General features: G+C 40.3%; 18 protein-coding genes. 14 read left to right on the top strand and 4 right to left on the bottom strand.

Annotated elements, in window-relative coordinates:
- From GSF09_RS04375 to GSF09_RS04360, 4 genes are all read left to right on the top strand, one after another.
- Positions 1-1,009 (top strand): RHS repeat-associated core domain-containing protein (locus GSF09_RS04375; RefSeq protein ID WP_201309329.1); only part of this gene is annotated, 1,009 nt, incomplete at its 5' end.
- Positions 978-1,481 (top strand): hypothetical protein, encoded by a 504-nt coding sequence (locus GSF09_RS04370; protein WP_159799720.1) that lies wholly within the window; start codon positions 978-980, stop codon positions 1,479-1,481. The genes GSF09_RS04375 and GSF09_RS04370, both read left to right, overlap by 32 nt.
- A 559-nt stretch (positions 1,482-2,040) precedes the next feature.
- Entirely contained in the window at positions 2,041-9,015 is a 6,975-nt protein-coding gene (locus tag GSF09_RS04365) for a T9SS sorting signal type C domain-containing protein (protein WP_159799719.1), read from the top strand.
- A 104-nt stretch (positions 9,016-9,119) separates the two neighbouring features.
- Positions 9,120-10,097 (top strand): Gfo/Idh/MocA family protein, encoded by a 978-nt coding sequence (locus tag GSF09_RS04360; RefSeq protein ID WP_159799718.1) that lies wholly within the window; start codon positions 9,120-9,122, stop codon positions 10,095-10,097.
- Positions 10,098-10,110: 13 nt separating this feature from the next.
- Here GSF09_RS04360 and GSF09_RS04355 read toward each other — a convergent pair whose 3' ends face one another.
- The gene (locus GSF09_RS04355) at positions 10,111-11,109 is read right to left on the bottom strand and encodes a GntR family transcriptional regulator (RefSeq protein ID WP_159799717.1); all 999 of its coding nucleotides are present in this window, start codon (positions 11,107-11,109) and stop codon (positions 10,111-10,113) included.
- Between the two features lie 103 nt (positions 11,110-11,212).
- Between GSF09_RS04355 and GSF09_RS04350 the strand changes: the two genes are divergently transcribed.
- From GSF09_RS04350 to GSF09_RS04320, 7 genes are read left to right on the top strand one after another with little or no spacing between them, the layout of a single operon-like run.
- The gene (locus GSF09_RS04350) at positions 11,213-12,268 is read left to right on the top strand and encodes an aldose epimerase family protein (protein ID WP_159799716.1); all 1,056 of its coding nucleotides are present in this window, start codon (positions 11,213-11,215) and stop codon (positions 12,266-12,268) included.
- A complete protein-coding gene (locus GSF09_RS04345; protein WP_159799715.1) occupies positions 12,265-13,374 on the top strand; it encodes a glycosyl hydrolase 53 family protein in 1,110 nt (369 codons plus the stop codon). The genes GSF09_RS04350 and GSF09_RS04345 overlap by 4 nt, the downstream gene beginning before the upstream one ends.
- Complete coding sequence (locus GSF09_RS04340) at positions 13,375-14,487, top strand: glycosyl hydrolase 53 family protein (protein WP_159799714.1); 1,113 nt, start codon at positions 13,375-13,377, stop codon at positions 14,485-14,487. It abuts the gene before it with no gap.
- Entirely contained in the window at positions 14,484-16,802 is a 2,319-nt protein-coding gene (locus GSF09_RS04335) for a glycoside hydrolase family 2 TIM barrel-domain containing protein (RefSeq protein WP_159799713.1), read from the top strand. Before GSF09_RS04340 ends, GSF09_RS04335 begins: the two co-directional genes overlap by 4 nt.
- Positions 16,802-17,968: a galactokinase gene (gene galK, locus GSF09_RS04330; RefSeq protein WP_159799712.1), complete on the top strand. Its 1,167-nt coding sequence runs from the start codon at positions 16,802-16,804 to the stop codon at positions 17,966-17,968. The genes GSF09_RS04335 and galK overlap by 1 nt, the downstream gene beginning before the upstream one ends.
- Before the next feature lies 1 nt (position 17,969).
- Entirely contained in the window at positions 17,970-19,019 is a 1,050-nt protein-coding gene (locus GSF09_RS04325; protein ID WP_159799711.1) for a UDP-glucose--hexose-1-phosphate uridylyltransferase, read from the top strand.
- An 18-nt stretch (positions 19,020-19,037) separates the two neighbouring features.
- Positions 19,038-20,708, top strand: coding sequence for a sodium/sugar symporter (locus tag GSF09_RS04320; protein WP_159799710.1), 1,671 nt, complete (start codon positions 19,038-19,040; stop codon positions 20,706-20,708).
- 82 nt (positions 20,709-20,790) lie between these two features.
- Here GSF09_RS04320 and GSF09_RS04315 read toward each other — a convergent pair whose 3' ends face one another.
- A complete protein-coding gene (locus GSF09_RS04315; RefSeq protein WP_159799709.1) occupies positions 20,791-21,105 on the bottom strand; it encodes an HPF/RaiA family ribosome-associated protein in 315 nt (104 codons plus the stop codon).
- Between the two features lie 212 nt (positions 21,106-21,317).
- On the opposite strand from GSF09_RS04315, the gene GSF09_RS04310 reads away from it, so the two are divergent.
- The 3 genes from GSF09_RS04310 (at position 21,318) to GSF09_RS04300 (ending at position 24,203) form a co-directional block, all read left to right on the top strand.
- Positions 21,318-22,391 (top strand): mechanosensitive ion channel family protein, encoded by a 1,074-nt coding sequence (locus GSF09_RS04310; protein WP_159799708.1) that lies wholly within the window; start codon positions 21,318-21,320, stop codon positions 22,389-22,391.
- Entirely contained in the window at positions 22,378-23,421 is a 1,044-nt protein-coding gene (locus tag GSF09_RS04305; protein ID WP_159799707.1) for an AI-2E family transporter, read from the top strand. Before GSF09_RS04310 ends, GSF09_RS04305 begins: the two co-directional genes overlap by 14 nt.
- Before the next feature lie 62 nt (positions 23,422-23,483).
- Positions 23,484-24,203 carry a porin family protein gene (locus GSF09_RS04300; protein WP_159799706.1) on the top strand — a complete coding sequence of 240 codons (720 nt, stop codon included), beginning with the start codon at positions 23,484-23,486 and terminating at the stop codon, positions 24,201-24,203.
- On the opposite strand, the gene GSF09_RS04295 is transcribed toward GSF09_RS04300, so the two are convergent.
- Both GSF09_RS04295 and rpoN read right to left on the bottom strand, forming a co-directional pair.
- Positions 24,200-24,817 carry a hypothetical protein gene (locus tag GSF09_RS04295; RefSeq protein ID WP_159799705.1) on the bottom strand — a complete coding sequence of 206 codons (618 nt, stop codon included), beginning with the start codon at positions 24,815-24,817 and terminating at the stop codon, positions 24,200-24,202. The genes GSF09_RS04300 and GSF09_RS04295 overlap by 4 nt on opposite strands.
- A gap of 2 nt (positions 24,818-24,819) precedes the next feature.
- Positions 24,820-26,283, bottom strand: a complete 1,464-nt coding sequence (gene rpoN / locus GSF09_RS04290; RefSeq protein ID WP_159799704.1) for an RNA polymerase factor sigma-54 — start codon at positions 26,281-26,283, stop codon at positions 24,820-24,822.
- Positions 26,284-26,381: the final 98 nt, after the last annotated feature.

Below are 26,381 nucleotides of genomic sequence, written 5' to 3'. Positions count from 1 at the left end.
AGACTTTTATGAGGCAAACAATTATGATGATATTTATTATTACCATCCTGACCACTTGGGCAGTAGCAGCTATATAAGCAATGCTGAAGGTACTGTGAGCCAGCATATGGAATATTTGCCGTTTGGCGAAACATTGGTGGATGAGCACCTGAACTCTTACAACACCCCGTTTAAATTTAACGGCAAAGAATATGACGATGAAACAGGTAATTATTACTATGGAGCACGCTATTATGATCCAAAATTAAGTATCTTTATATCTGTAGACCCGCTGGCGGAGAAATATTCTGGTTGGAGTTCGTATGCTTATGCATTTAATAACCCTATACGATTTATTGACCCGACAGGAATGGAAGGGGATGATATTATTGATATTGATAAATATACAGGCTATACTACTGTAACTAAGGCAAAAGGTGATGATGTTGTAAGGATTATTGATTCAAAAAATAATAATGAAGTTGTAGATAGCTATACATATGGAGAAAATGGGAGCTTTGATAAAGATACAAGAATTGATATAGAAAGGGGGCCTATAGGTAATCAAAATTTAGGTCAACGAATCCATTTTAACACAGACACTGAAAAAGCTAGTAAGTTTTATGAATTTGCAGCTCAAACTGATGTTGAGTTTGGACTTTTAGATATTTTTTATGGAAATAGTAGTTATGGAGAAACGGTCGTTATGACAGATTATAGTTCATGGAGTGTTGCATCATCAGATTATGCGTCTGGCGTATTAAGAGAGAATGAAGACGCAACTGTAACACGATCTTCACATTCTCATCCAGGCTCTTTTAATGCAAAAACATTCTGGCCTGCAGCTCCTTCTGGGTTCAATCAAAAGACATTGCATCCTAATAATAAAGGAGGGGATAGAGATGTATATATTAGTAATAAAAATGAGTTTGGTGATAGGATGCCTAAATATCATGAAGTTTATTATGCAAAAGGTCCAAAATTTAATATCATGTACAATGGAGAGAAAGCGATTAGAACACCGAAGTAAATATTATTTATATATTATTTTTTTTATAATAGTTAGTTGTGATAAAAAAAATAATGATATACTTAAAGATGAGAATGATTTTAGAGAAGTAATTTTCAAAGAGGCCTCTTTTGAGAGCTTAATGGAAGGGTTTATTAAAGATATTAATACATACCCAGTTAAAACTTTTAAATCTATTATAATCTCTACTTATATTAACCAAAGCAGTGATACAATTGTGTCTTTTGCAAATTTTACTCCTTATGAAACAATAAATTTAGTTGCCGTGAATAAGTATAAAAATTATACTTTATATATTTATTGCCCAAGAGGAATAGTACCGACATTTAATCGATTTATTGATTTACCAAATGGAAAGATTCAAAATGTAGAATTGGAGCCAATAGATGAAAGTGAAATTGATCTTATGTATATTGATGAGTATATTATAAAGGATAGTCAATTAAAAACAATTAATGATGCTTTAAACTAAATAAATGTTTCAGAGGTTCAAAGCAACAACACACTAAGCGATGCAAACGATATAGTAGCCACAGTACACTCCGGTTTTGAAGTAGAAATGTACCTGTACCCTCCTCATGGCCACTAGATTTTTACAATTCGGGTGTAAGTGATATTTACTTTTATCATCCTGACCATTTAGGCAGCAGCTATATGAGCAATCCGTAAAATTCATCTTTACGGATTTTTTTATTCCTTTTTTACTCATCTGAACACCGATATTTCTAGCTTTTTTACTACTTCCAATAATTCTGAGAAGTTATTGCTTTAAATATTAAAGCAATAAGCAAGTTATTTACCTTTTTATTTCAAATATAAATAATGGTAATCATAGCTGTTTAAATGCATTATTTCAATTAGTAAGAATTTTTTTGATGAATTTTATTACAGCTCTCCAATTATAATGTTAATTAAATTTAAAAATAAGCATAAAATTTATGATTTTTAGAGTTTTTTTATATATTTATTAGAATAGGGTTGTAAAATTATTTATTTTTTAAATATTATGCATAATTTTTAAATTTATTGGTATGAGGGATAAATTACTTCTATTAATGCTTTTGCTGGCAACTGTTGCGTCGGCACAAACTACAGTTTTTAGTGATGATTTCAGCATTTCATCGGGGAGCAGCTATACTACAAATAATGGTGCTGTGGGAACAAATCCTGTTTGGTCGCAAATTCGCAGCGGCACAGATATGGGCAGCAGAATAAACTCCGGAATACTTACACTTACCAACGATGCTTCCGGAGCGTGGAATTATAATGGCTGGATTCTTGCCTATACTTCTTCCACATCTTTTAGTGCTCCCTATGCAGGAATTTTAAACAGTAATCCCGGGATGGTTACCTGGACTTTTAATATGCGCCAAAGCCGTTCCAATCCGTCCGGTAAGGCAAGCGGAAGTTATGCAAATGCATTTGTACTGGCGGGCACATCAAATACAACCGCTACTACAGGTTCAGGATATGCGGTAGTACTGGGAAACAGCGGTAAGACAGATCCTTTGCGATTAGTAAGGTATAGTGCGGGCCTCCGTACATCAACCAATATCATATCTTCCAATACAAGTGGACTGTCAGATTTTGGAAATGCTTATTTAAGTGTTAAGGTTACTTATACACCAAGTACTAATAGGTGGCAGCTTTTTGTAAGGAATGACGGCAGCAGTTTTAACGATCCTGAATCCGGCAGCCTTATTTCGCAGGGAACTGCTGTTAACAGCACTTCTACCGGAACATCATTGCCTTTAATAGGAGCATTTTGGAATGCAGGGACAAGAAACAGCCAGACAGCTCTTTTTGATAATATAACGGTTACAGTAACCGAGCCTTCTATTACTTCTGTATCTCCCTCATCCAGGACGGCAGGCACAGGGACATTTACACTAACAGTTAACGGAACCGATTTCACTCCTTCCAGTACAATAAGGTGGAATGGCAGCAGCAGGACAACTACCTATGTGTCAGCTACACAGTTAACAGCTTCAATTCCTGCTGCCGATATTACCACAGCAGGCTCTGCCGATATAACGGTAACTACAGGCACAGCTACATCTAACATACTTACTTTTATTATTGACCCTGCTGCAGTACCAGCCATTTCAACCTCAACAACTGCACTCACAAGTGTTACTACTGTTACAGGTACAGCATCAGCAACACGAAGCTTTACGGCTTCAGGAGCTAACCTTACCAGTAATGTTACTGTAACCGCCCCGGCAAACTTTGAAGTATCTGTAAGCAGTTCTTCAGGATTTGCTGACAGTATTAACCTGGCACAGTCTGGCGGTGCTTTAACGGGGCAGCCGGTTACAGTTTACTCAAGGCTGAAAGCATCTGCGCCTGCAGGCATTTACTCAGGTAACATTACGCTTTCTGCAACAGGGGCTTCTAATAAGCAGGTAGCGGTATCCGGTAAAGCACTTGCTGCAGAACCTTTAACTTCTGCCACCAATGTAACTTTTACTAATGTGGGGGCCTCTACTTTTACTATTAACTTTGCTGCCGGATCCGGTACTAACAGGCTGGTGGCAATAAGACAGGGGAGTGCCGTATCGGCTACACCGGCAGACGGGACATCCTACACGGCCTCTACCGCGTTTGGCTTAGGGTCTGATATCGGCTCATCAAGCTTCATTGTATATAATGGCACCGGCACTTCTGTTACGGTAACCGGCCTTACAGCCTCAACAACCTATCATGTGGCAGTGTTTGAATTTAACGGAAGCTCCGGACCCCAAAATTATAAAACCACAACACCCGCCACAGGCAGCAGGGCAACATTCAATGCGCCGCTTGGGCTACAGGTGTCTACTGCAAACACGGCATATAAAGTAGATTTTGACAGTACTGTTGATGGGGTAAATAACGGAGCCTTTTCAGGTAATGGTATATCTGCTGCCCCCGAACCAGGTGAGCTTAATTCCTATTCATGGGCTTTTACAGGCTTTACAGATGGTGATGTAAATTTTGCAGGTGAAAGCGCGGAAGATACAGTATATGATTCCGGCAGTTCTCCCGGAGGGGAAACCGATGGCGGTGTTTATGCCTTTGAAGTGGAACCCGGCAACTTTGCCTTGGGCATACAGCCTTCTACAGGAAATTTTGCTCCGGGAAGTATTACTTTCCGTTTCCAGAACCAAACGGGGAGCACTGTTACTTCGTTAAGTGTAGGGTATAAAGTATATGTATATAATGATGAAGCGGGCTCTAACAGCCTAAATTTAAGCTACTCTTCAAATAACAGTACCTACACCAGTGCAACGGCAGTAAACCATACCACAACAGCCGCCGCAGATGCCGTACCCCGATGGAAAGCATATTACAAAGTAGTAACAATAACAGGGTTGAGTATTGCAACAAACAACTATGGCTATTTACGCTGGAGCGGTGCAACCGTTTCAGGGACAGCTTTTGATGAAATTGCATTGGATGACGTGGTAATTGTAGCCAACCCTACCACTTCATTTGCATCATTTGCGGGCAATGCCGAAACATTTACGGTGGCGGGTAATGCGGAGCTATCAGGAAATACAACGGTTTTAGGAACAACCACCTTCTCAAACAACAGTTGGCTTAATCTTTCCTCAAGCACGCTTACGCTGTCAGGCCCGGTTGTTAATACCACTGCCGGAGGATTAAGAGGCAACGGAACGGGCTCATTAATAAGTTCAGGTACAACCAGCCAGACACTGAGTTTTGACCAGACTACACCCGGTACAACCAATGCCTTTACCAACATTACAATTAGTACAACAACATCAAACACTGTTACCGCGGGCAATGCGCTTAATGTTTCAGGTACATTAACTGTGGATACAGACCAGACATTAAATATGGGTACAAATGCCCTTGGAGGGGCATTATCTTCAATAATTAATAATGGTACCATAACTTCACAAAATACTTCTGCTGCCCCATGGACAACAGGAAGGACATGGTCGGGCACAGGTAGAGTAGTGCTTAACAATGTCTCTTCGGCACAAACGCTTGTTAACGGTACATATAACGATGTTACCATAAGCACACCGGCAGGGGCAACAACTTCGGGAAATGTTACGGTAAACGGTATATTAAACCTTGCGGCTGCCAATCCTTCCTCTACGGCAGGTGCACTGGCTACAGGAACCAATACTTTATTTATGGGAGCTAATGCCACCAACACAGGCATTGGCGAAGTAAGTGGTATAGTAACCCGAAACACAGGTATTGAAAGCAACAAGCTATATACCTTTGGCAGCCCTTATACTTCCATACGGTTTGCAAACCAGGGTACATTGCCTACCACTATGAGCCTTAAAACCACATTGGGTACAGCTCCGGCCGGCAAAACAGATGCTATTTTACGAACCTATGATTTTATACAAACAGGTGGTAGTGGCACCAAAGCTGTTATCAGTGCAAGTTATAAGGATTCAGAATTAAACGGTAATGACGAAAGCCGGCTTGTGGACTGGGTAGTAGTGGTTTCCCCATTACAAACGATAGAGCAGAGCCGAACCAATTACAATACAACAAATAATTATGTTGAGCTGGCCAACGTAGATGTAGCCTTTTTTAATGCATCGTTCGGCAACAAGCTCTTAACTTTGGCAAATGCGCAGGTAGCTACATCGGTATGGAATGGTTCAGCGAGCAGCTCATGGACCACTGCTGCCAACTGGACACCTAATGCCACACCTTCGGACAACACCAATGTAATTATTCCTGATGGTGCAACTACGCCAAACGACCCCGTCTTAAACTCGAATGTTACTATAGGTACATTGTCTATTGAAGCTGGGGGTATAGTGACTGCCTCTGATGATTCTGAATTAACTATTACGGGCAATAGCGGAGCCTGGATAAATAACGGGACTTTTAATCCCGGCGGCGGCACCAGCAGCGTTACCTTTAATAATACAACGGCAGATGCCACTATTGCGGGCGATACTGACTTTAATAACATAACTATTGCAGGCGGCACACTGTTACGCACACTTACCAATAACCAGATGCGCATAGCCGGTACATTTACCAATTCCGGTACATTTATAGCTAATGTTGTGGAAAACACGGTAGAATATACTGGTACAAATCAAACTATTGTTGCACCCGGTGGCAGTACACCTGCTTATCATAACCTTATCATCAGCGGAACGGGTGCCGTTTTTCCATCCAGTTTAAATATCAGGGGCGACCTTACCCTTAACCAGGCTGTTGATTTTACAGGGAAAACAATAGCAATGACGGGGGCGGAAGCACAATTTATAGGAGGCGCTGCAATGCCAGGCTTTAATAATCTTGTTATTAATAATACTATTGCAGATGTTTCCCTTGCTAATGATATAACAGTGGGAGGGACACTTACCCTTACGGCAGGCTTACTTAACATAGGAAATTATGACCTTACCCTGGGAGCAAATGCCGTATCGGGCTCATTTTCATCTACAACCATGATAGTTGCCGATGGCGACGGGTTTGTAAGGAGGCCTTATACCGCAACAGGTTCCTATACTTTCCCTGTTGGCGAAAAAGTAAGCAATACTACGTATTCACCTATAATTGTAAATATTACCTCAGGTACATTTAATAATGCTTATGTGGGGGTTAATGTGCGCGATGCCGTACACCCCGATAATAATAGTATTAATGCATACCTTACCCGCTACTGGAATGTTACACAAACAGGAATATCCAACGCTATAGCAAATATTACTGCCAATTATGTAATTGGTGACGCAGTAGGCGGAGAAGCAGCATTAATATCCGCACAGCTTGATGGGGATTTTGATATAGCATCAAATCCCTGGGTAAAGTTCAGTGCGCTTTCGGGTACCACATTAACAGCTAATAATGCTTTGCTTACAGAGGGTCAAACTTCAGTTTTTACAGGGATTACATCCCAAAATATAGTTGCAGAGATAATTGGTGAGGGTACTTTTTGTGAGGATACCGAAGTTATCCTTAGCACAGCAGTATCAGGCGGTGATGCCCCTTATACGTATGAGTGGAGTAACGGATTAGGTAACGGTGCAACTGCCACTCCGCCTACAGATACTGCGGGTACAGAAATATATACTCTTACGGTTAGGGATGCCAATGGTATTGTTTCTACCGATACTGCCACTATAGTGGTTACTGCAAATCCGGATGCCGGAACCCTTACCGAAAACCAGGTGATATGTGCAGGAAGCACTCCTCAGGCTATTACACTTAATGATTTTACAGGAACAGTGGTAAGGTGGGAACGCTCTCTTACAGGTAGTTTTACAAATCCTACATTTATAGCAAGCACATCGCCAATACTAACAGGGGCACAAATGGGCAACTTTACAACTACCCGTTATTTTAGGGCTGTTGTGCAAAACGGCTCATGCCCGGTTGTATATTCCAATGCTGTAGCTGTTACAATAACTTCAACCACATGGGACGGCAGCACGTGGAGCAACGGCACGCCCGATGCTACCAAATCAGTAATATTTACAGGTGACTATACTGCATCGGCAGATATAGAGGCCTGTACCATACAGGTAAGCGGTACCGCAAATGTTACCATCCCATCAGGTTTTAACGTAACTATTAATGGGGCTATAACAGTATCGGGAGGCAGCTTCGTGATTGAAGATAATGCTAATTTAATTCAGCTTACTGAAGCCGTTAACTCAGGAAATATTATAGTGTATAAAAACAGCTCATCATTATACAGGCTTGATTATACAATATGGTCGTCGCCTGTAGCCGGGCAAAATCTACAGGATTTTTCACCTTTAACTTTAAGCAACCGTTTTTATGGATATAGTTCAGCTAACGCTGAATATGTAAGTGTAACCCCTGAGCAGGATTTTGAGCCTGGCCGCGGTTATTTAATACGTATGCCTAATGCGGATAGCGAACCAGGATATAATGACGGTTTAACCCCTATAGTATTTACGGGAGAATATACTGGTGTGCCTAATAACGGCGATATTAATGTTAGTGTTACAACAGCAGGAGATGCCTACAATATGCTGGGCAATCCTTATCCTTCAGCAATAAATATCCACGCTTTTTTCGATACCAATGTGGGCGCAATAAGCCAGAGTTCGGCATTGTACTTCTGGAGAAAGAGGAATGATCCCGGCGCCTCATCATACTCCACCATAACCAAACTTGCCTATACGGCCAATCAGGCCGATGGGGGTGATACCGGTTCCTCTGTTTTTGTAGGAGACCCTTCGGAATGGGTAATAAATACCGGGCAGGGCTTTTTTGCCAAAGCAGAAACTTCTACTATTGTTTTCACAAATGATATGAGAAGGGTGGTTAATAATGGGCAGTTTTTCCGTCATTCCCAAACGGATGATGAACCTGCGATATCAAGAGTATGGCTAAACCTTAAAACTGTACAGGGTACCGGGTTTTCTCAAATTGCAGTGGGATATACCGATGAAACCACCACCGGAATAGATTACGGATGGGATGGAAAATTAATAAGTAAAGGTTCTGTAGCCCTTTATTCCTTAGCAGAAGATATTCAGTTATCAATACAGGCCAGGGCACAATTTGCTGTGGCAGACGTTGTTCCTTTAGGTCTTACGGTTACGGAGCCTGGCGCATATATAATAGAAGCCGATCATTTTGACGGTGTTTTTGCAGAAGGCCAGCCGATATATATACATGATTTATATACCGGTACTTATTTTGCCCTGGCATCCGGCGAAGGATATGAGTTCAATACTGAGGCAGGCAATTTTGATGACAGGTTTGAAGTTGTATATACCACCGATGCCCTGGGCAGTGATGATTTTAAGGCTGATGCGAATGCAACGATTATTTATAAGCAGGATAGAAACTTGGTAGTTAACAGCCCTTCAATACTCAAATCCATATTTATATATGATGTAAGGGGAAGGCTGATATATAGTAAAGAAGGGTTGAATAATGAGAATTACATTATAAACGGCCTTATTGCTGAAGAACAGGTTTTGGTTGTAAAAATAGGAACTGAAAACGGAACAGTATATAAGAAAGTTATTTATTAGTCCATCCTTGTAGTATTATTAAATAAAAAGGGATACATTATTTAATGTATCCCTTTTTGTAATAATCTCGTTATATTTACCTGAATTGTAAATAATGCATTAATATGGGTATTATACGATGGGGAATAATAGGCTGCGGCGATGTTACGGAGCGTAAAAGCGGGCCGGCTTATAATAAAACACCGGGCTTTAAATTGCAGGCGGTAATGCGGAGGGACGAAGCCAGGGCAGCAGATTATGCAAAAAGGCATAATGTGCCAAAATATTATACCGATGCCGATGCCCTTATAAGTGATCCTGAAGTTGATGCAGTTTATATTGCCACACCACCGGACACGCATAAATACTATGCCCTTAAGGTGGCCCTACAGGGCAAGCCATGCTGTATTGAAAAGCCTATGGCCCCTGATTATGCATCATGCGTTGAAATAGTGGAAGCTTTCAAAACTAAAAAACTGCCTTTATTCGTGGCTTACTATCGCCGTTCTTTACCCCGCTTCCTTCAGGTTAAGCAATGGCTTGATGATAATGAAATAGGGGATTTAAGGCATATCCATTGGCATTTAACTAAGCAACCATCTCCGGTTGATATTTCAGGTACTTATAACTGGCGCACAGATGCCCAAATTGCAAAGGCAGGCTATTTTGATGACCTTGCCAGCCATGGACTGGACTTATTCATTTATTTTTTTGGCGATATAACTGCTGCAAACGGCATAAGCCTCAACCAGCAGGGGTTATATACCGCACATGATGCTGTTGCCGGTAGCTGGCTTCACCAATCGGGTATTACGGGGACGGGTACCTGGAATTTTGGGGCTGCAAAACGGGAAGATAAGGTAGTTATTTATGGGAGTAAAGGGCAGATTGAGTTTGCCGTTTTTGATGAGCTGCCTTTAGTACTTATAAAAGGGGACGAAAGAAATGAACGTGTAATTGAACATCCTGAAAATATACAGTTATACCACGTGCAAAATATGCGCGAACACTTGTTAGGTAACAGTACGCATCCTTCAACAGGGATTACAGCAACGCGTACAGCATGGGTTATGGATAAAATAACGGGTGCTGTAAAACTATAAATTACATTTAGAATTAAAGCGATTTCCGTTCTACAAGCATACATACATTTTCAATATTTTCCTTTTTTTGGTGTAATATCATTTCTGCCAAAATTTTACCCATTGCCTTAAAATCTGTAGAAATTGTGGTAATACCATTATGCACTACCTTTTTTAAAGGGGTGTCGTTATAAGATATTATTCCTGTATCTTTCCCTATAATAAGCCCCGCAGCAATGGTCTGCTCAATAATGCTTACAAGGTCGCGGTCATTGGGTATTATATAAACATTACCTTTTTCAATTTTAGTAATGGTGGAGTCGGGTACAATTTCATAAGGAAAATCATTTTGCTCTGCAAAAAGTGTAAAGCCTTCAGCCATTCCCGGGGGTTGTTTAGATCCGGGAAAAATCAGTATCAGTTTCCTGTAACGGGAAAGTTTCTTTTTTGCAGCCGTCAATGCATTGTACATATCTTTTACAAAATTTTGATGTACAGATGGGTATTCTTCCAGTTCAGTATTGGTTTGGTCTAATATGTACACATCATTTTTAGGCAGTGTTTTTATTATCTCAGCGGCTCCTTTTAAGGTAGTGGGCATGATGATATATTTGGAGTAGTCGCCATTGTTTTCATTTATAAGTTTCCTGAATACAGGAAGGCTGAAATAATGAAAAAAAATGTCAATCTGCGCATTGTTATCCATGGTTTCCATAAAAGAATTGTACAAATCTTCCTTAAAGGAATTGAGCTCGTCAAACAGGAGGAAAATGCGCTGTTCAAAACTAAACTCTTCGCTTTTTACATAATATCCCTTACCTGCACGGGCATATATTATGCCTCTTTTCTTCAGTTCCTCATAAGCAAGTAAAACAGTATCCCTGGATATTGAAAATTCCAGCGCAATCTTATTAACCGATGGTAGCTTGTCGCCTCTTATAATCCTTTTTTCTGCAATAGCCGTTTCTACCGATAATACAATCTGTTTGTATTTTGGCAAACTGTTTCTGTCATCTATAGCTATTAATTTCATATACTTAAATTAAAACTGGTAGTAAAAGTACAAAAACTGGTAGGTACTGGTACGGATATATAACATTAAAAATTACTTTTGATAATGATTTGTTAAAAATATAATGGAAAAAAATAATATTTCACATTTTAAGTCTGTGCATAATGCGAAATTGTTTGGTATAATGCCGGGCGGTAATGAAGTGTGGGAATATAAGTTATCCGGGCGTGGGGGAATGGAGGTTTGCTTTATAAATTACGGAGCAGCTATTACTTCGCTTAAAGTACCTACGGCAGATGGAAAAAAGACAGATGTGGTTTTAGGATTTGACACACTGGAAAATTATATAAAATCTTATGCATTGCAAGGGGCGCCTTACATAGGGGCAGTTGTTGGCAGGTATGCAGGCAGGATAAAAGGAGGGCGGTTCAGGTTGAATGATAACGATTTTCAGCTTAGCAAAAATCATGGTAACAATACACTTCATGGTGGTGTTACCGGTTTTGGGCAGGTTTTATGGGAGGCTGAACTGCAGGGCAGTTCCATACTATTTTCTTACACAAGCCCTGATGGAGATGAGGGCTTTCCAGGCGAGCTTACAGTTAAGGTTATTTATACGGTTACAGATGATAATGAACTTTTAATAGAATATAAAGCAACTACCACAAAAGATACTGTACTTAATTTAACCCAGCACAGCTATTTTAATTTGGAAGGACATTCGCAAACGATTGAGGAGCAGGAACTTTTTATTAATTCTTCAAAGTTACTGGAAACCAATGCCGAAAATATACCTACAGGTTTTATACTAAATGTGGCAAATTGCCCTTTTGATTTCTCCCGCCCTAAAAAATGCCCTTATAAAATAGACACTTCTTTTGTTTTACAAGAAACAGTTTTGCCCCAGGCATCTTTATTCAGTAGTGCAACAGGGCTTTTAATGTCGGTTTTTACCAATCAGCCATCTGTACATATATATGTGGGGGGTAGTTGTTCGGGCAAATTAAAAGGTAAGGATGGAGCAGATTACCATGAGCTTAGCGGTATTTGCTTTGAAACACAAAACTTCCCCGATGCGCCCAATCATGCACATTTCCCTAATGCGGAATTAAAAAAAGGAGAAGAATATTATAAATACACCCGATTTAAGTTTGAACAAATTAAAAAGCAAGACTTATGAAAAAAATAGTAGTAACCCTCATGCTGGGCTGCCTAATCAGCTTTCAGCTTACTTCCTGCTCTGATGATGACTCAGGTAAAAAAGGAGGAAGTGATGATGATATTATTGCAGAAGATAATTTTATCCGTGCTGCTGATATTTCTTTCCTGCCTGAAATAGAGCAGGAAGGTACAGTAACCTTTAAAAACAGGGAGGGCATAGGTGAAAATCCGCTTGTAACACTTAAAAATGCAGGCTGTAATACCATAAGGATAAGGTTATGGAATAATCCTGCAACCCCACATTCGGGTATGGCAGAGGTAAAAATCCTATCGCAAAGAGTAAAAGCAGCAGGCATGAAAGTATGGCTTACAGTTCACTATTCTGATACCTGGGCTGACCCCGGTAACCAGGAAAAACCACAGGAGTGGGAAGGGCTGGATTTTGAATCCCTTAAAAATGCAGCCAAACAATATACTGTACAGGTGCTGAATGAAATTGAGCCGGATATTATCCAGATTGGTAATGAAACTAACAGCGGTTTTATATATCCTGAAGGAAATCTTGTAAATAATGAGGCAGGCTACCTGGAGTTGGTTAATACTATAAGTGAAATCATACGTGTGGAGGCACCCGCTACAAAAATAATGCTGCACTACGCTGGAATAGGTAATAGTGCTGACTGGTTTTTTAATAAAGTGGCGAATGTGGATTATGATTACATAGGGCTTTCCTACTACCCAATATGGCATGGCAAAGACCTTACTGCCCTTAAAAACAAAATGGAAAGCCTTAGCCAGGCACATAACAAGCAGATTGTTATTGCGGAAACAGCATATCCGTTTACTTTGCAGTGGAATGACTGGACGAATAACATATATGGGCAGGAAGACCAGCTTGTACCGGGCTACCCAGCCACACCTGAAGGGCAAAAAGCATTTTTACTTAAAATCAGGGAAATAACAGCATCGGTTAGTAAAGGCGCAGGTTTTGCCTACTGGGCGCCAGAGTGGATTGCCTACAGGGGTAATGAAGCCACCAATGGTTCTACTTTTGAAAATTGTGCCTTTTGGGATTTTGATAATAAAGCACTCCCGGTGCTTGAAGCATATAAAAAAGACTTGTAGATGAAAAAACCTTTTATTGTTGCTGCTATTGCAGCCATGATTGCCGGCTGTGCCAAAAATGATAAAATTTATCTGGGAGCCGATTTGTCCTATGTAAATGAAATTGAAGATTGTGGTGCATACTACAAAAATGAAGGAGAAAACACAGACCCATACAAACTGTTTAAGGAAAAAGGGTGTAACCTTGTCCGTATCCGCCTTTGGCACACGCCGGAAGCTTCTCCTTATTCTGACTTTAAGGATGTAAAAAAGTCCCTTAAAAGAGCTAAAGCTGAAGGTATGGATGTATTATTGGATTTTCATTATTCGGATACCTGGGCCGACCCGGGCAGGCAGGATATACCCAAAGCCTGGGCCGGTATTACAGATGTAAAGATTTTAGGTGACAGCGTTTATGCCTATACACGCAGTACATTACTTAAGCTTGAGAAGGAAAACCTGCTGCCGGAAATGGTGCAGGTAGGTAATGAAACCAATAATGAAATATTACAGCCTAAAGGCACTATAAAAGATACTATAGACTGGAAAAGGAATAGCCTTTTACTTAACATGGGCATACAGGCGGTGCGCGATGTAGCCGGGGAAACAGGGAAGGATATAGAGATAATGCTGCATATTGCCCAACCTGAAAATGCGTTAAAGTGGTTTAAGGGCGCCAATGCCAACGGGATTACCGATTATGACTGGATTGGATTGTCTTATTATCCTTTATGGTCGGAGTATAAATTTGACAGGCTTCCTGAAGCTATAAAGGAACTTACCGAAACATACAATAAAAAATTGATGATTGTGGAAACAGCCTATGCTTATACCATGAGCAATGTTGACAAGGCGGGAAATATTTTAAATGAAAAAGCACTTATTGATGATTATCCTGCAACTCCAAAAGGGCAAAAGGAATATATGATTGAGCTGGTAAAGCTTACACTGCAGGGCGGTGGAAGCGGTGTTGTATACTGGGAGCCTGCATGGGTTACATCTTCATGCAACACATTGTGGGGCGAAGGCTCGCACTGGGATAATGCTGCTTTTTTCAATAGCGAAAATGATAATGAAGCTTTACCGGTATTTGACTTTTTTAATCAGGAAAATTACAGGGATATAAAAAAATGAGGAAAATAATTTTGCTGCTGCTCGCAGTACTGGCAGTTGCCTGCCAAAAAACCGGTATAACAAGGAGTAAAGAAAATTTTGGCAATGGCTGGCAGTTTAAAAAGCAAGATGCTGCCTGGCAGGATATAAACCTGCCCCACACCGCACAAATAGAGCCGCTTGTGGTTGTAAACCAGTGGCAGGGTAACAGCTTTTATAAAAAGGAATTCGATTTAACTCCTGCAGAGAATGAAAAGCTGTTCCTTTATTTTGAAGGCGTAATGCATGAAGCTGATGTTACCGTTAACGGTAAAAAAGCGGCACACCATGAAGGCGGCTACACGCCGTTTACAGTAGATATAACCGATTTAGTAGCAAAAGGCAAAAATACGGTTGAGGTTAAGGTAAATAATGAAAGCAATCCTGAAATTCCGCCTGGGAAGCCCTTAAGTACGCTGGATTTTAATTATTATGGAGGCATATACCGCAACGCCTACTTAATCAGGACAGGTAAGCTATATATAACCGATGCAGTACATGCCAATGTAACAGCAGGGGGCGGTGTTTTCGTACATTTTGATGATGTATCTGAAAACAAAGCTTCGGGTACTGTAAAAGTACACCTGAAAAATGAATTTGATAAGGAGAAGGAAGTTACTGCAAGAATCATTTTAAAGGATGCATCAGGGAAAGAAGAGGTTTTTGAATCAGATAAAGTAAAGGTACAGCCTGGTTCTGCTGCTGAACTGACACAGCAAATAGCAGTTGCCAAGCCAAAATTATGGTCGGTTACAAACCCTGAATTGTATGAGGTTAATGTAAGGCTGATATCCGGTAACGAGGAACTGGATAATTATACTGTAAAAACCGGCATCCGTAAAATAGAGATAAAGGATAACGGCTTTTACCTGAATGATGAAAAACTGTTTATTAACGGCACCAACCGCCACCAGGAATATCCATATATAGGCTATGCCCTTTCGGATGAAGCGCAGTACCGCGATGCAGTTAAAATAAAAAATGCAGGATACGATTTTGTAAGGTTTTCCCACTACCCACATTCCGAATCTTTTTTAAGTGCCTGCGATGAACTGGGCATTTTAGTAATGGACTGTATTTCGGGATGGCAGTTTTTTGGCAACGAAAAATTTGTGCAAAATTCCTATCAGGAAATAAAAGATATGGCAAGGCGCGACCGCAACCATCCCAGTGTAATTTTTTGGGAAGTTTCGCTTAACGAAAGTGAAATGACAGAGGCTTATATGAAAAAAGCCAATGAAATACTGCGCGCTGAACTACCTTTTAAAAATACCTATACTGCCGGATGGATGGATAACGAAAATTATGACCTTTTTATACCAGCCCGCCAGCATGGCAAAGCCCCTGACTACTGGAACAACTATAATAAAGGCAGCCGTAAGATTTTTATTGCCGAGTATGGGGACTGGGAATATTATGCGCAAAATGCAGGATTTAACCAAACTCAGTTTGCCAACTTAAAAGAGGATGAACGCACGAGCCGACAGCTTAGGGGCTCGGGGGAAAAAAGGCTTTTACAGCAGGCGTTAAATTTCCAGGAAGCTTATAACTCTAATTTAAAAGGAGCAAATACAATAGGGCATGCCAACTGGCTGATATTTGATTATAACAGGGGCTACAGCCCGGATATTGAAAGCTCGGGTATAAGCGATATTTTCCGCCTGCCTAAGTTTGCCCATTATTTTTACCAAAGCCAGCGCGTACCACATCAGGATTTAAAAGAACCGTTGCAGTCGGGGCCTATGGTATATATCGCGTCCTATTGGGATGAAAATTCATCACCTGATGTAAAGGTTTTCAGTAACTGCGATGAGGTTGCATTATATCTTGACGGAGAGCTTATAGCTAAACAAAAGCCACAGCGAAATGCGTTTTCGGATGCTTTGCAATACCCGCCTTTTGAGTTTTCGTTGCCTCCATATAAAGCAGGTACATTAAAGGCTGAAGGTTTTATAAAAGGGAAAAAAGTTGCAGAATATACTGTTACTACACCCGGTAAAGCTGCAAAAATTGAATTGACAGCCGATATTTCGGGTAAGGAAATTGATAAAGATAAGCCTGATACTGTATTCATTTATGCAAAAATAACAGATGAAAAGGGTACTGTACTGCATAATGCAGCTACTGCTGTAACTTTTGAGCTTGAAGGAGAAAACGCTGAACTTATAGGGCAAAACCCGATGCCGGCGGAAGCAGGTATAGCCGCTATTGTTTTACGTACCGAAAAATTAAATAAACCTATAACTATAAAGGCAAGTGTGCAGGGAATGCCGCAGGCTGTTTTGGAAATTAAATAATGAAAAAGAAATTAGTAAAGCAGGTAAGTACTTTTTTTGAAGGATGTTTTAATGCTGAGCCACAGCATATTTTCCTGTCGCCGGGAAGGATAAATATTATAGGCGAGCATGTTGATTATAATGATGGGTTTGTATTGCCCGCAGCCATAAATAAATATGTTTGTTTTGCCGTGTCGCAAAACGAGGGTACACAATGCTCGCTCGTAGCAAAAGACCTTAATGACAACTACAGCTTTGATTTAAATGATGAATTGAAGCCTGTAGATAAAATGTGGGTAAACTACTTTTTGGGTGTTTTGCACCAGTTAAAGCAGAGAGGCAACCTCAAAGGGTTTAATATTGTTTTCAGCAGTACTATACCCATGGGTTCCGGCCTTTCTTCATCTGCGGCTTTAGAATGTGGCTTTGCCTATGCGCTTAATGAAATTTTTGAGCTGGGGCTTACTAAAGAGGAAATAGCACTGATAGGGCAAAAATCAGAACATACCTTTGTTGGTGTAAATTGCGGTATAATGGATCAGTTTGCCAGTGTTTTTGGAAAAAAAAACTGTGTTATAAAACTGGATTGCAATACACTGGATTATGAATACCACAAAGCCGATTTTAAAGATTATACTTTGGTTTTACTGGATAGTAAAGTAAAGCATACCCACCTTACCTCCGGTTATAATGTACGCAGGCAGGAGGTGGAAAAGGGCCTGGCTGTTATAAAGGAAAACTTCCCTGAGGTAAAAACATTCCGCGACTGTACAGAAGCACAGGTTGAACAAGTAAAACAAAAACTTGGCGATACCATTTACAGGCGCTGCCTTTTTGTAGTGAGGGAAATACAAAGGGTGCTGGACGCGGTAGATGCGCTTGAAAAATCTGATTTTGTAAAATTGGGAAGCCTTATGCTGGAAACTCATGACGGGCTTTCCCAAAATTATGAGGTAAGTTGTGAGGAATTAGATTTTTTGGTTGATGCTGTAAGAAATGATAAAAATGTTTTGGGCGCAAGGATGATGGGCGGCGGCTTTGGCGGTTGCTCAATTAACCTTGTAAAAAAGGGCACAGAAGATGAGCTCATTGAGAGGGTAAGCAGGGAATATAAAGCAAAATATCATATTGCTTTAGAGGCTTATAAAGTAAAAATAGCAAAAGGGACTTCCCTTTATAAAAAGTAGTATGCAGCAGTTTGATAATAACGAGCATCCGCACAGGCGGTATAATCCTTTAACAGGCGAATGGGTTCTGGTTTCGCCTCACAGGGCAAAAAGACCATGGCAGGGGCAAAACGAAACACCTTTGCATGACCACAGGCCGGAATATGACCCGTTGTGCTACCTGTGCCCGGGTAACGAACGTTCCAACGGTGTAATGAACAAAAAGTATACCGATGTATATGTTTTTGATAATGATTTCCCGGCACTATTACAGGAAGAAATAAATTATAAAGCTGAAAGCAATTCTTTATTTCAGTTTAAACCAGAAAGGGGTATAAACAGGGTTATATGTTTTTCGCCCAGGCACGACCTTACACTTCCTGAAATGGAGGTAACGGCTATAGAAAAAGTGGTGCAGGAGTGGAAAAGGCAGTATCAGGATTTAGGCAGCAGGGATTTTATAAACTACGTGCAGATATTTGAAAATAAGGGCGCGGTAATGGGATGTAGCAATCCGCATCCGCACGGGCAGATATGGGCGCAATCCTCATTGCCTACACAAGTGGAAAAAACACAGGCAAGCCTGCAAAAATATTACAAGGAGCATAATACAAGCCTCCTTGCAGACTATCTTACTGCTGAACTTGAGAAGAAGGAAAGACTGGTAACAGAGAACAGTCATTTTGCTGTTGTTGTACCTTTTTGGGCTACATGGCCTTATGAAACCCTTATTGTCAGTAAGAGGCACTTTGGTAACATAGTACAAATGACAGATGAGGAAAGCAAAGCCTTTGCCGAAATTATAAAACGTATTACGGTGCGTTATGATAACCTGTTCAATACATCATTCCCTTACTCTTCAGGCATACATCAATCTCCTACCGATGGCCAGGAGCACCCAGAATGGCATTTCCATATGCATTTTTATCCGCCTTTGCTGCGTTCGGCAACCGTAAAAAAATTTATGGTAGGCTATGAAATGATGGGTGAGGCACAGCGTGATATTTCACCTGAAAAAAGTGCGGAGATATTACGCAATCTTCCTGAAGTACATTACAAGCAAACAGTATAAATAAATACATCCACAAAAATGAATGCATTATCAAGTGCCGATTATATAGTTTTCCTTTTCTACTTTATACTTATAGTAGGCTATGGGCTATGGATATATAACCGCAAGAAAAAGGAAAACGCGGGAAGTAATGATTATTTTCTTGCCGAAGGTTCGCTTACATGGTGGGCAATAGGCGCATCATTAATAGCGAGTAATATAAGCGCAGAGCAGTTTATAGGCATGAGTGGCAGCGGTTTTAAAATGGGGCTTGCCATTGCCACCTATGAGTGGATGGCTGCCATAACACTTATTATAGTGGCAGTGTTTTTTATCCCGGTGTACTTAAAGAATAAAATATTTACCATGCCACAGTTCCTTAACCAAAGGTATAACGGGCAGGTAGCCATGATAATGGCAGTATTCTGGATACTATTGTATGTTTTGGTTAACCTTACCTCTATTTTATATCTCGGTGCGCTTGCTATTAGTAGTATTTCGGGGCTTGACCTTACACTGTGCATGATATTCCTGGCTGTTTTTGCCATAATGATAACACTTGGAGGTATGAAGGTTATTGGTTTTACCGATGTAATACAGGTGTTTTTCCTTATTTTGGGAGGGCTGGTTACCACTTATCTTGCACTTAACCTTGTTGCCGATGAATTTGGCGGGCAGGGCGTGCTGGAAGGTTTTTCCATAATGACAGATAAGGCCTCCGGGCATTTCAATATGATTTTTGATAAGGATAACCCCAATTATATGGATTTACCGGGATTATCTGTATTAATTGGCGGTATGCTAATTATTAATCTTAATTACTGGGGCTGTAACCAGTATATAACCCAAAGGGCATTGGGTGCCGACTTAAAAACGGCACGCGGCGGTATTTTATTTGCCTCCTTCCTTAAGTTGTTAATGCCCATTATAGTAGTACTGCCCGGTATAGCGGCCTATGTACTATATCAAAACGGCAGTTTTCAGGCAGAGATGCTGCAGGATGGCAGCGTTAACCCTGACAGGGCTTATCCTGTGCTGCTTAATTTATTGCCTGCCGGTTTAAAAGGACTTTCGTTTGCCGCATTAACTGCCGCTATAGTAGCATCCCTTGCGGGTAAGGCCAACAGTATAGCCACTATTTTTGCGCTTGATGTTTACAAGAAGAAAATAAATGAAGATGCTGATGAGAAAAAGCTGGTAAAAATAGGTAAGATAACCATAGTGGTTTCCATGCTGATAGCCATAATGGTTGCACCGTTTTTAGGGATTGATAAAAAAGGAGGATTTCAGTACATACAGGAATATTCAGGGTTTGTAAGCCCGGGTGTATTTGCCATGTTCATATTGGGCTTCTTCTGGAAAAAAACAACTTCAAACGCAGCTTTATTCAGTATGATTGGCGGATTTTTGCTTTCGGTAGCATTTAAATTCCTGCCGGCGGTTGCTGATTTATCTTTTCTTTATCCATGGGGTTTTGCTGTGCCAAACTCCAATGGTATTTATGAAATACCGTTTATAGACAGGATGGGCTTTGTATTTGTGATATGTGTTATTGGAATGTATATTATCAGTGTGAGAGAGAACAGCAGGAAAGCCAATGAAAATGCACTGGAAGTTGATACCTCAATGTTCAGGGTTTCACCTTCATTCCTTGTAGGCTCACTTGTTGTTATATCGCTTACAGCCGCTTTATATACCCTTTTCTGGTAAGAGTTTAGTTTTAAGTTTATTATAAATAAAAAGCTCCGGGTTTTGGGTTATCCGGAGCTTTTTTGCATGTATGTAATGTTTATTAATGGCTGTGCAGCTTGCCAAATGTATTTTCAAGTGCACGCTTAATTTTATCTGTAGCGCCCGAAACAGCTTTTTCAATGGTGTCAGAATGATGTATAACAGCAATAGGCTTTAACCCTGCCGGGCGGGCTTCAATCATGCATCTTTTGTCGTTTTCTCCTCCTTTAGAGCTGTTTTCATCGCCTATGTGTACTTCAAGGCGTGTAATTTTATCTTCAAATTTACGTAAGGCATTTTCCAGTGTGGATGAAAAATAAGATTCCATCCTGTCGTGTCCCTCAATCGCATTGTCAGTGTTAATCTGTATTAGCATGGCTTTATCGTTTTTAGTTTTATTCTTACACAAATATAATAAACAAAATGCTGTGCGTATTATGACAAATGTCATAGTTAACTTAATATTAAGTATTTATAAAGTATAATTAACTATTGTTGTACCTTTAGTGTTAATGTAATCTTTAAAAGGTTCTGATTGGCATCCTGATTTTTTAATTTTATAAATCCCGAACTAAAAAATAAAAATTAATGGATTTTTCAGCCTTCGACTCAAAACTTTTAAGATACATTATAATAAGTGTGGCAGGACTTGTAATAACCTTTACTATACTATTTTTTGTCCTTAAAAAAATTGGGAAGAACCCAAACAATATACTGCCTGTAAACTTTGCGCACCGCATTAAGCTGCCGTTAATTTTCTTTATAGCATCGGTAGCACTTCGCATAGGGGTAGAAAGCAGGGTGTTCCCTTCAGGGGCAAATGATATTATTGGCCACATAAGCACCCTTATGTTTATTTTCAGCCTTACCTGGTTTGTAATAATATTTATCAGGATAGTAAAAAAAGGTTTTATAAGAAAGTATGATATTTCTGCTGCGGATAACCTTACTGCCCGCAGGGTATATACACAGTTTAATATACTGGAGCGTGTAGCTGTTTTTATTATTGTGGTTATAGCTGTCGGTATCGCCTTAATGAGTTTTGAAAACATACGTTCTATAGGCGTAAGCTTTTTTGCTTCGGCTGGTATAGCGGGTATTATATTGGGTTTTTCGGCTCAAAAGGCACTGGGTACATTGCTGGCAGGGATACAAATAGCCATTACCCAGCCCATCCGGCTGGATGATGTTGTTATTGTGGAAGGCGAATGGGGGCGCATTGAAGAAATAACTCTTACGTATGTAGTTATAAATATTTGGGATAAACGCAGGCTTATAGTACCTACTACTTACTTTATAGATACACCTTTCCAGAACTGGACAAGAAAGACATCCGAAATATTAGGTACTGTATTTATTTATACTGATTTTCATATTCCGGTAGATGAGCTTAGAAAAGAACTGACACGGCTGCTGGAGGGCTCTAAGTTGTGGGACGGTAAAGTAAATGTATTGCAGGTAACCGATGCGAAGCCCGATGTTATGGAAATAAGGGCACTAATGAGTTCGCGTGACTCTTCTATATCGTGGGATTTAAGGGTATATATAAGGGAAAAACTTATAGAGTTTGTACAGAAAAACTATCCCGATAGCCTGCCGCGCACAAGGGTAACAATTAATAATGACAAAATAAAACAGGATACAGAGTATGACAAAAGGTAAACGTATAATTTTTACAGGGGCAGCCATAATAGCGGGCCTTTACTTTCTTTTTTTAGGTTTGGTAAAGGCTAAGCCATTCCTTGCACCATTGGTAACAGCACTTGTGCTTGCCATGCTCATGCTGCCGGTATCCCGAAGGCTTGAAAAATGGGGTATTAAAAGGGTATATGCCTCTTTGCTAAATACCTTTTTTCTTTTTTTGGTAAGCGTAGGGTTTGTTGCACTCATATCATTGCAGGTGCAGGGGTTTTTAAGCGACTGGGACAAAGCCAGGCAAAAAATTATGCCCCATATAGAGCAGATTGAGCAGGCGGTATATAAAAACACTCCCATAGAGAAAGAGGATTTAAAGCTGGGTAATTCAGCAAGCCCGGGGGCTATTGGAAAGCAAGCCATAACGTTTATAAACAAGTTCTATTCTTTTGCTGGCGATTACCTGCTTACTTTTATATATACTTTTTTCCTGTTGAATTACCGCAGCAAATTCCGAAAATTTATTTTAAAGCTTTTTCCTGCCGAAAAACAAGCTGAGGCCGATAAGGTGCTAAAAGATACCGCCGGCATTACACAGGGATACCTGTACGGAAAATTTTTGCTCATGTTGTTCCTGGCGGTGCTTTATGCCGTAGGCATGGGTTTAACCGGGGTAAGTAATTTTATAGTGATTAGCCTTTTGGCTGCGCTGCTCTCTATTATACCTTACATTGGTAATATTATCGGTTTTATAATAGCGCTTGGGCTTGGGTATGTTACCGATGGGGATACCACTGCTTTAATAGGTATTGTGGCTACGTTTTTTGTGGTACAGTTTATAGAATCTTATTTCTTTGAACCGTATGTGGTGGGCGATAATGTTGACCTTGACCCCTTAATGACAATACTTGCTGTTGTGGCAGGAAGCCTGCTTTGGGGTGTTATAGGCATGATACTATCAGTACCGGTACTGGGGATGATAAATATTGTATTTAAGCATGTAGGGCCGTTAAAACCTTTTGCATATCTTTTCAGTAATGTAAATGAAAAAGATTAGGAAGGGGTAATGCATTTTATTATTCAAACTTTTGCATATTTGTAATACAAATGGCTTACACTATGCGGCATTTACACTTTATCCTTTTTCAGCTTTTATTTGTTTCAGCTTTTGCACAGGAACTTCCTGAAGAAGGGCAGCCAGTGGAAATTGACAGTCTTGCCCCGGTAGCTGACCCAAAGTACAGGGAAGACCAGTTTTATGCCACAATATCCTACAACCTTATGCAGGGTAAGCCGGGAGGCTATTCGCAAAATTCATTTTCTACTGGCTTGTCTTTCGGGTTTTTAAGGGATATGCCGGTTAATGAAAAGCGTACTTATGCTATAGCTGCAGGGCTGGGATATTCCTATAATAATATAAAGCATAACTTAAAAGTTACTCAAGGCGGGGGCGATACCTTTTATGAGATTGTGCCGGAAGGCGACTTTGACAAAAACAAACTTGTACTGCATTACCTTGAACTGCCTATAGAATTCAGGTGGAGAAATTCTAACGCTATAAGCCATAAGTTTGCCCGTATTTATACAGGCTTTAAAGTAAGCTATCTTTTTGCCGATAAAGCACAGTTTTATTCGGGTGATGGGGATATAAAAATAAAAGGGAATGATGACCTTAATAAGTTTATTTATGGTGCATACATTTCAGTGGGCTGGAATACATGGAACTTTTATGCCTATTACAGCCTGAACCCTATTTTTAGTGCTGATGCTAAATTTGCAGATGGGGAAAAAGTAAACCTGAATTCACTAAAATTAGGATTGGCCTTTTATATACTTTAAAAAACAGGAACCAGCCAGATAAACCATAATAAGAGCTGTGGAAGTGTGGCTATTAATGCCCCCAGGATTATTTCGCCAAGGGAGTTTGATTTTGTATAGAGCCTGCCCGAAGCAACCAAGCCTGAACAGACAACAAAAAATGCTATAAGGTTTAAAAAATTGACATGGTAATAAGCCGAGATGCTTATTATAAACAGGGTCAATGAAACTACTCCCATTACATGAAGGCTGGCACGGTAATTAAACAATACCAGCAACAGTGCCATTAAAATGCTTATAAAAACACCTAATATATAGTAATACAGTTCAGGGATAACAAATGTGGCAAGGCCATGCCGCAACAACAGCATAAGTAATACTGCGTAGCAGGCCAGCGGCAGCCTGCGCTCTTTATTGCTGTTTAGTTTTATGGTTTGTATAATACCCAGCGAACGCAACAGGTAATACAGCGAACCGGGTAATAATACCGTTAATGTTAATACCTGCAGTATAACAAGGTAAATTTCATGGTTGTAAAAAAAGTTCCGGGTAATTATAAAATAAAATAATGTGGCATAAACCGGAATAAGTATCGGGTGGAACAGGTAGGCAAATGCAGGCAGCAGCTTTTTCATGCTTATATCCTTTTGCGCATCCTTGCCACGGGTATATCAAGCTGTTCCCGGTATTTTGCAATAGTCCTGCGGGCAATAGGATAACCTTTGTCTTTAAGTATTTCTGCCAGTTTATCATCCGGCAGTGGTTTCCTCTTGTCTTCCTCCTCAATAACGGTTTGCAATATCTTTTTAATTTCTATGGTAGAAACATCTTCTCCCTGGTCATTTTTCATGGCTTCCGAAAAGAAATCCTTTATAAGCTTGGTGCCATAGGGTGTTTCTACATACTTACTGTTGGCAACGCGAGATACCGTTGAAATATCAAGCCCTACCAAGTCGGCAATATCTTTCAATATCATTGGTTTCAGCTTGGCTTCGTCGCCATCAAGGAAGTATTCTTCCTGGTAGTGCATAATGGCATTCATGGTAACATACAGCGTTTCCTGGCGCTGTTTAATGGCATCTATAAACCACTTGGCCGAATCCAGCTTTTGTTTTATAAACTGCACCGCATCTTTTTGCTGTGATGACTTATCCCTGGAATCCTTATAGCTTTGCAGCATTTCCTGGTAATCTTTAGAAATGTGAAGCTCCGGGGCATTCCTGCCGTTAAGCGTTAGCTCAAGTTCCCCATCCACAATTTTAATGGTAAAATCAGGTACAACATGCTCTACCGCCTTCAGGCTGTTGTCATAAGAGCCGCCCGGCTTTGGGTTCAGCTTCTCAATTTCATCCACTGCCTTTCTAAGTTCATCCTGCTTTATATCATATTTTTGCAGCAGCTTGTCATAATGCTTTTTAGTAAAAGCGTCAAACTGGTTCTCCAGTATATCTATGGCCAGCTCTATGGAAGGAGTAGGCGTTTTATGTTTTAATTGCAGCAATAGGCATTCCTGTAAATCGCGTGCGCCTACGCCGGCAGGCTCAAGCTGGTGGATAATATGGAGTATGTTCTCAACCGTTTTTTCATCAGTATAAATGCCCTGCGTAAATGCCATGTCATCCACAATATCCGGAACACTCCTGCGTATGTAGCCCATATCATCTATACTGCCCACCAAAAATTCGGCTATTTCCCTTTCGTTTTCACTAAGTATAAAAGTGTTAAGCTGGTCTATTAGGTTTTGATGGAAACTGACAGGTGCAGCAAACGGCATGGTGCGCTCCTCATCATCATCGCTGTAGTTATTGGCCTGTAGCTTATAGTTGGGTATTTCATCGTCGCTAAGGTATTCGTCAATATTTATATCATCGGCTTCAATCCTGTCGCCGTCATAATCATCATACTCGTCATAGGTGTCGCTGCCGAAGTCGTCCATATCATAATCATCTTCCTTGCCGGTTTCAAGGGCAGGGTTTTCCACCATCTCCTCTTTAAGCCTCTGCTCAAATGCCTGTGTAGGCAGCTGTATCAGCTTCATAAGCTGAATTTGCTGCGGAGATAGTTTTTGCGATAATTTTAATTGTAAATTCTGCTTCAGCATAGTAATCCTGTACTTTGTTAGGCTAAAGTTACAAAAATAACGAATTAGGAGCCATGCTTTTTTGCATAAAATTAATAACAGGAAAAATTAAGGTATAA

This window comes from Flavobacterium sp. MK4S-17, assembly GCF_009848495.1.
Lineage (GTDB): Bacteria > Bacteroidota > Bacteroidia > Flavobacteriales > Flavobacteriaceae > Flavobacterium.
Note: the sequence above shows the minus strand (reverse complement) of the source record. Positions and strands in the feature narration are given on the sequence as shown.

Coding starts and splice junctions, on each gene's coding strand:
- GSF09_RS04370 (WP_159799720.1), top strand. CDS start 978: ATGGAGAGAAAGCGATTAGAACACCGAAGTAAATATTATTTATATATT.
- GSF09_RS04365 (WP_159799719.1), top strand. CDS start 2,041: ATGAGGGATAAATTACTTCTATTAATGCTTTTGCTGGCAACTGTTGCG.
- GSF09_RS04360 (WP_159799718.1), top strand. CDS start 9,120: ATGGGTATTATACGATGGGGAATAATAGGCTGCGGCGATGTTACGGAG.
- GSF09_RS04355 (WP_159799717.1), bottom strand. CDS start 11,109: ATGAAATTAATAGCTATAGATGACAGAAACAGTTTGCCAAAATACAAA.
- GSF09_RS04350 (WP_159799716.1), top strand. CDS start 11,213: ATGGAAAAAAATAATATTTCACATTTTAAGTCTGTGCATAATGCGAAA.
- GSF09_RS04345 (WP_159799715.1), top strand. CDS start 12,265: ATGAAAAAAATAGTAGTAACCCTCATGCTGGGCTGCCTAATCAGCTTT.
- GSF09_RS04340 (WP_159799714.1), top strand. CDS start 13,375: ATGAAAAAACCTTTTATTGTTGCTGCTATTGCAGCCATGATTGCCGGC.
- GSF09_RS04335 (WP_159799713.1), top strand. CDS start 14,484: ATGAGGAAAATAATTTTGCTGCTGCTCGCAGTACTGGCAGTTGCCTGC.
- galK (WP_159799712.1), top strand. CDS start 16,802: ATGAAAAAGAAATTAGTAAAGCAGGTAAGTACTTTTTTTGAAGGATGT.
- GSF09_RS04325 (WP_159799711.1), top strand. CDS start 17,970: ATGCAGCAGTTTGATAATAACGAGCATCCGCACAGGCGGTATAATCCT.
- GSF09_RS04320 (WP_159799710.1), top strand. CDS start 19,038: ATGAATGCATTATCAAGTGCCGATTATATAGTTTTCCTTTTCTACTTT.
- GSF09_RS04315 (WP_159799709.1), bottom strand. CDS start 21,105: ATGCTAATACAGATTAACACTGACAATGCGATTGAGGGACACGACAGG.
- GSF09_RS04310 (WP_159799708.1), top strand. CDS start 21,318: ATGGATTTTTCAGCCTTCGACTCAAAACTTTTAAGATACATTATAATA.
- GSF09_RS04305 (WP_159799707.1), top strand. CDS start 22,378: ATGACAAAAGGTAAACGTATAATTTTTACAGGGGCAGCCATAATAGCG.
- GSF09_RS04300 (WP_159799706.1), top strand. CDS start 23,484: ATGCGGCATTTACACTTTATCCTTTTTCAGCTTTTATTTGTTTCAGCT.
- GSF09_RS04295 (WP_159799705.1), bottom strand. CDS start 24,817: ATGAAAAAGCTGCTGCCTGCATTTGCCTACCTGTTCCACCCGATACTT.
- rpoN (WP_159799704.1), bottom strand. CDS start 26,283: ATGCTGAAGCAGAATTTACAATTAAAATTATCGCAAAAACTATCTCCG.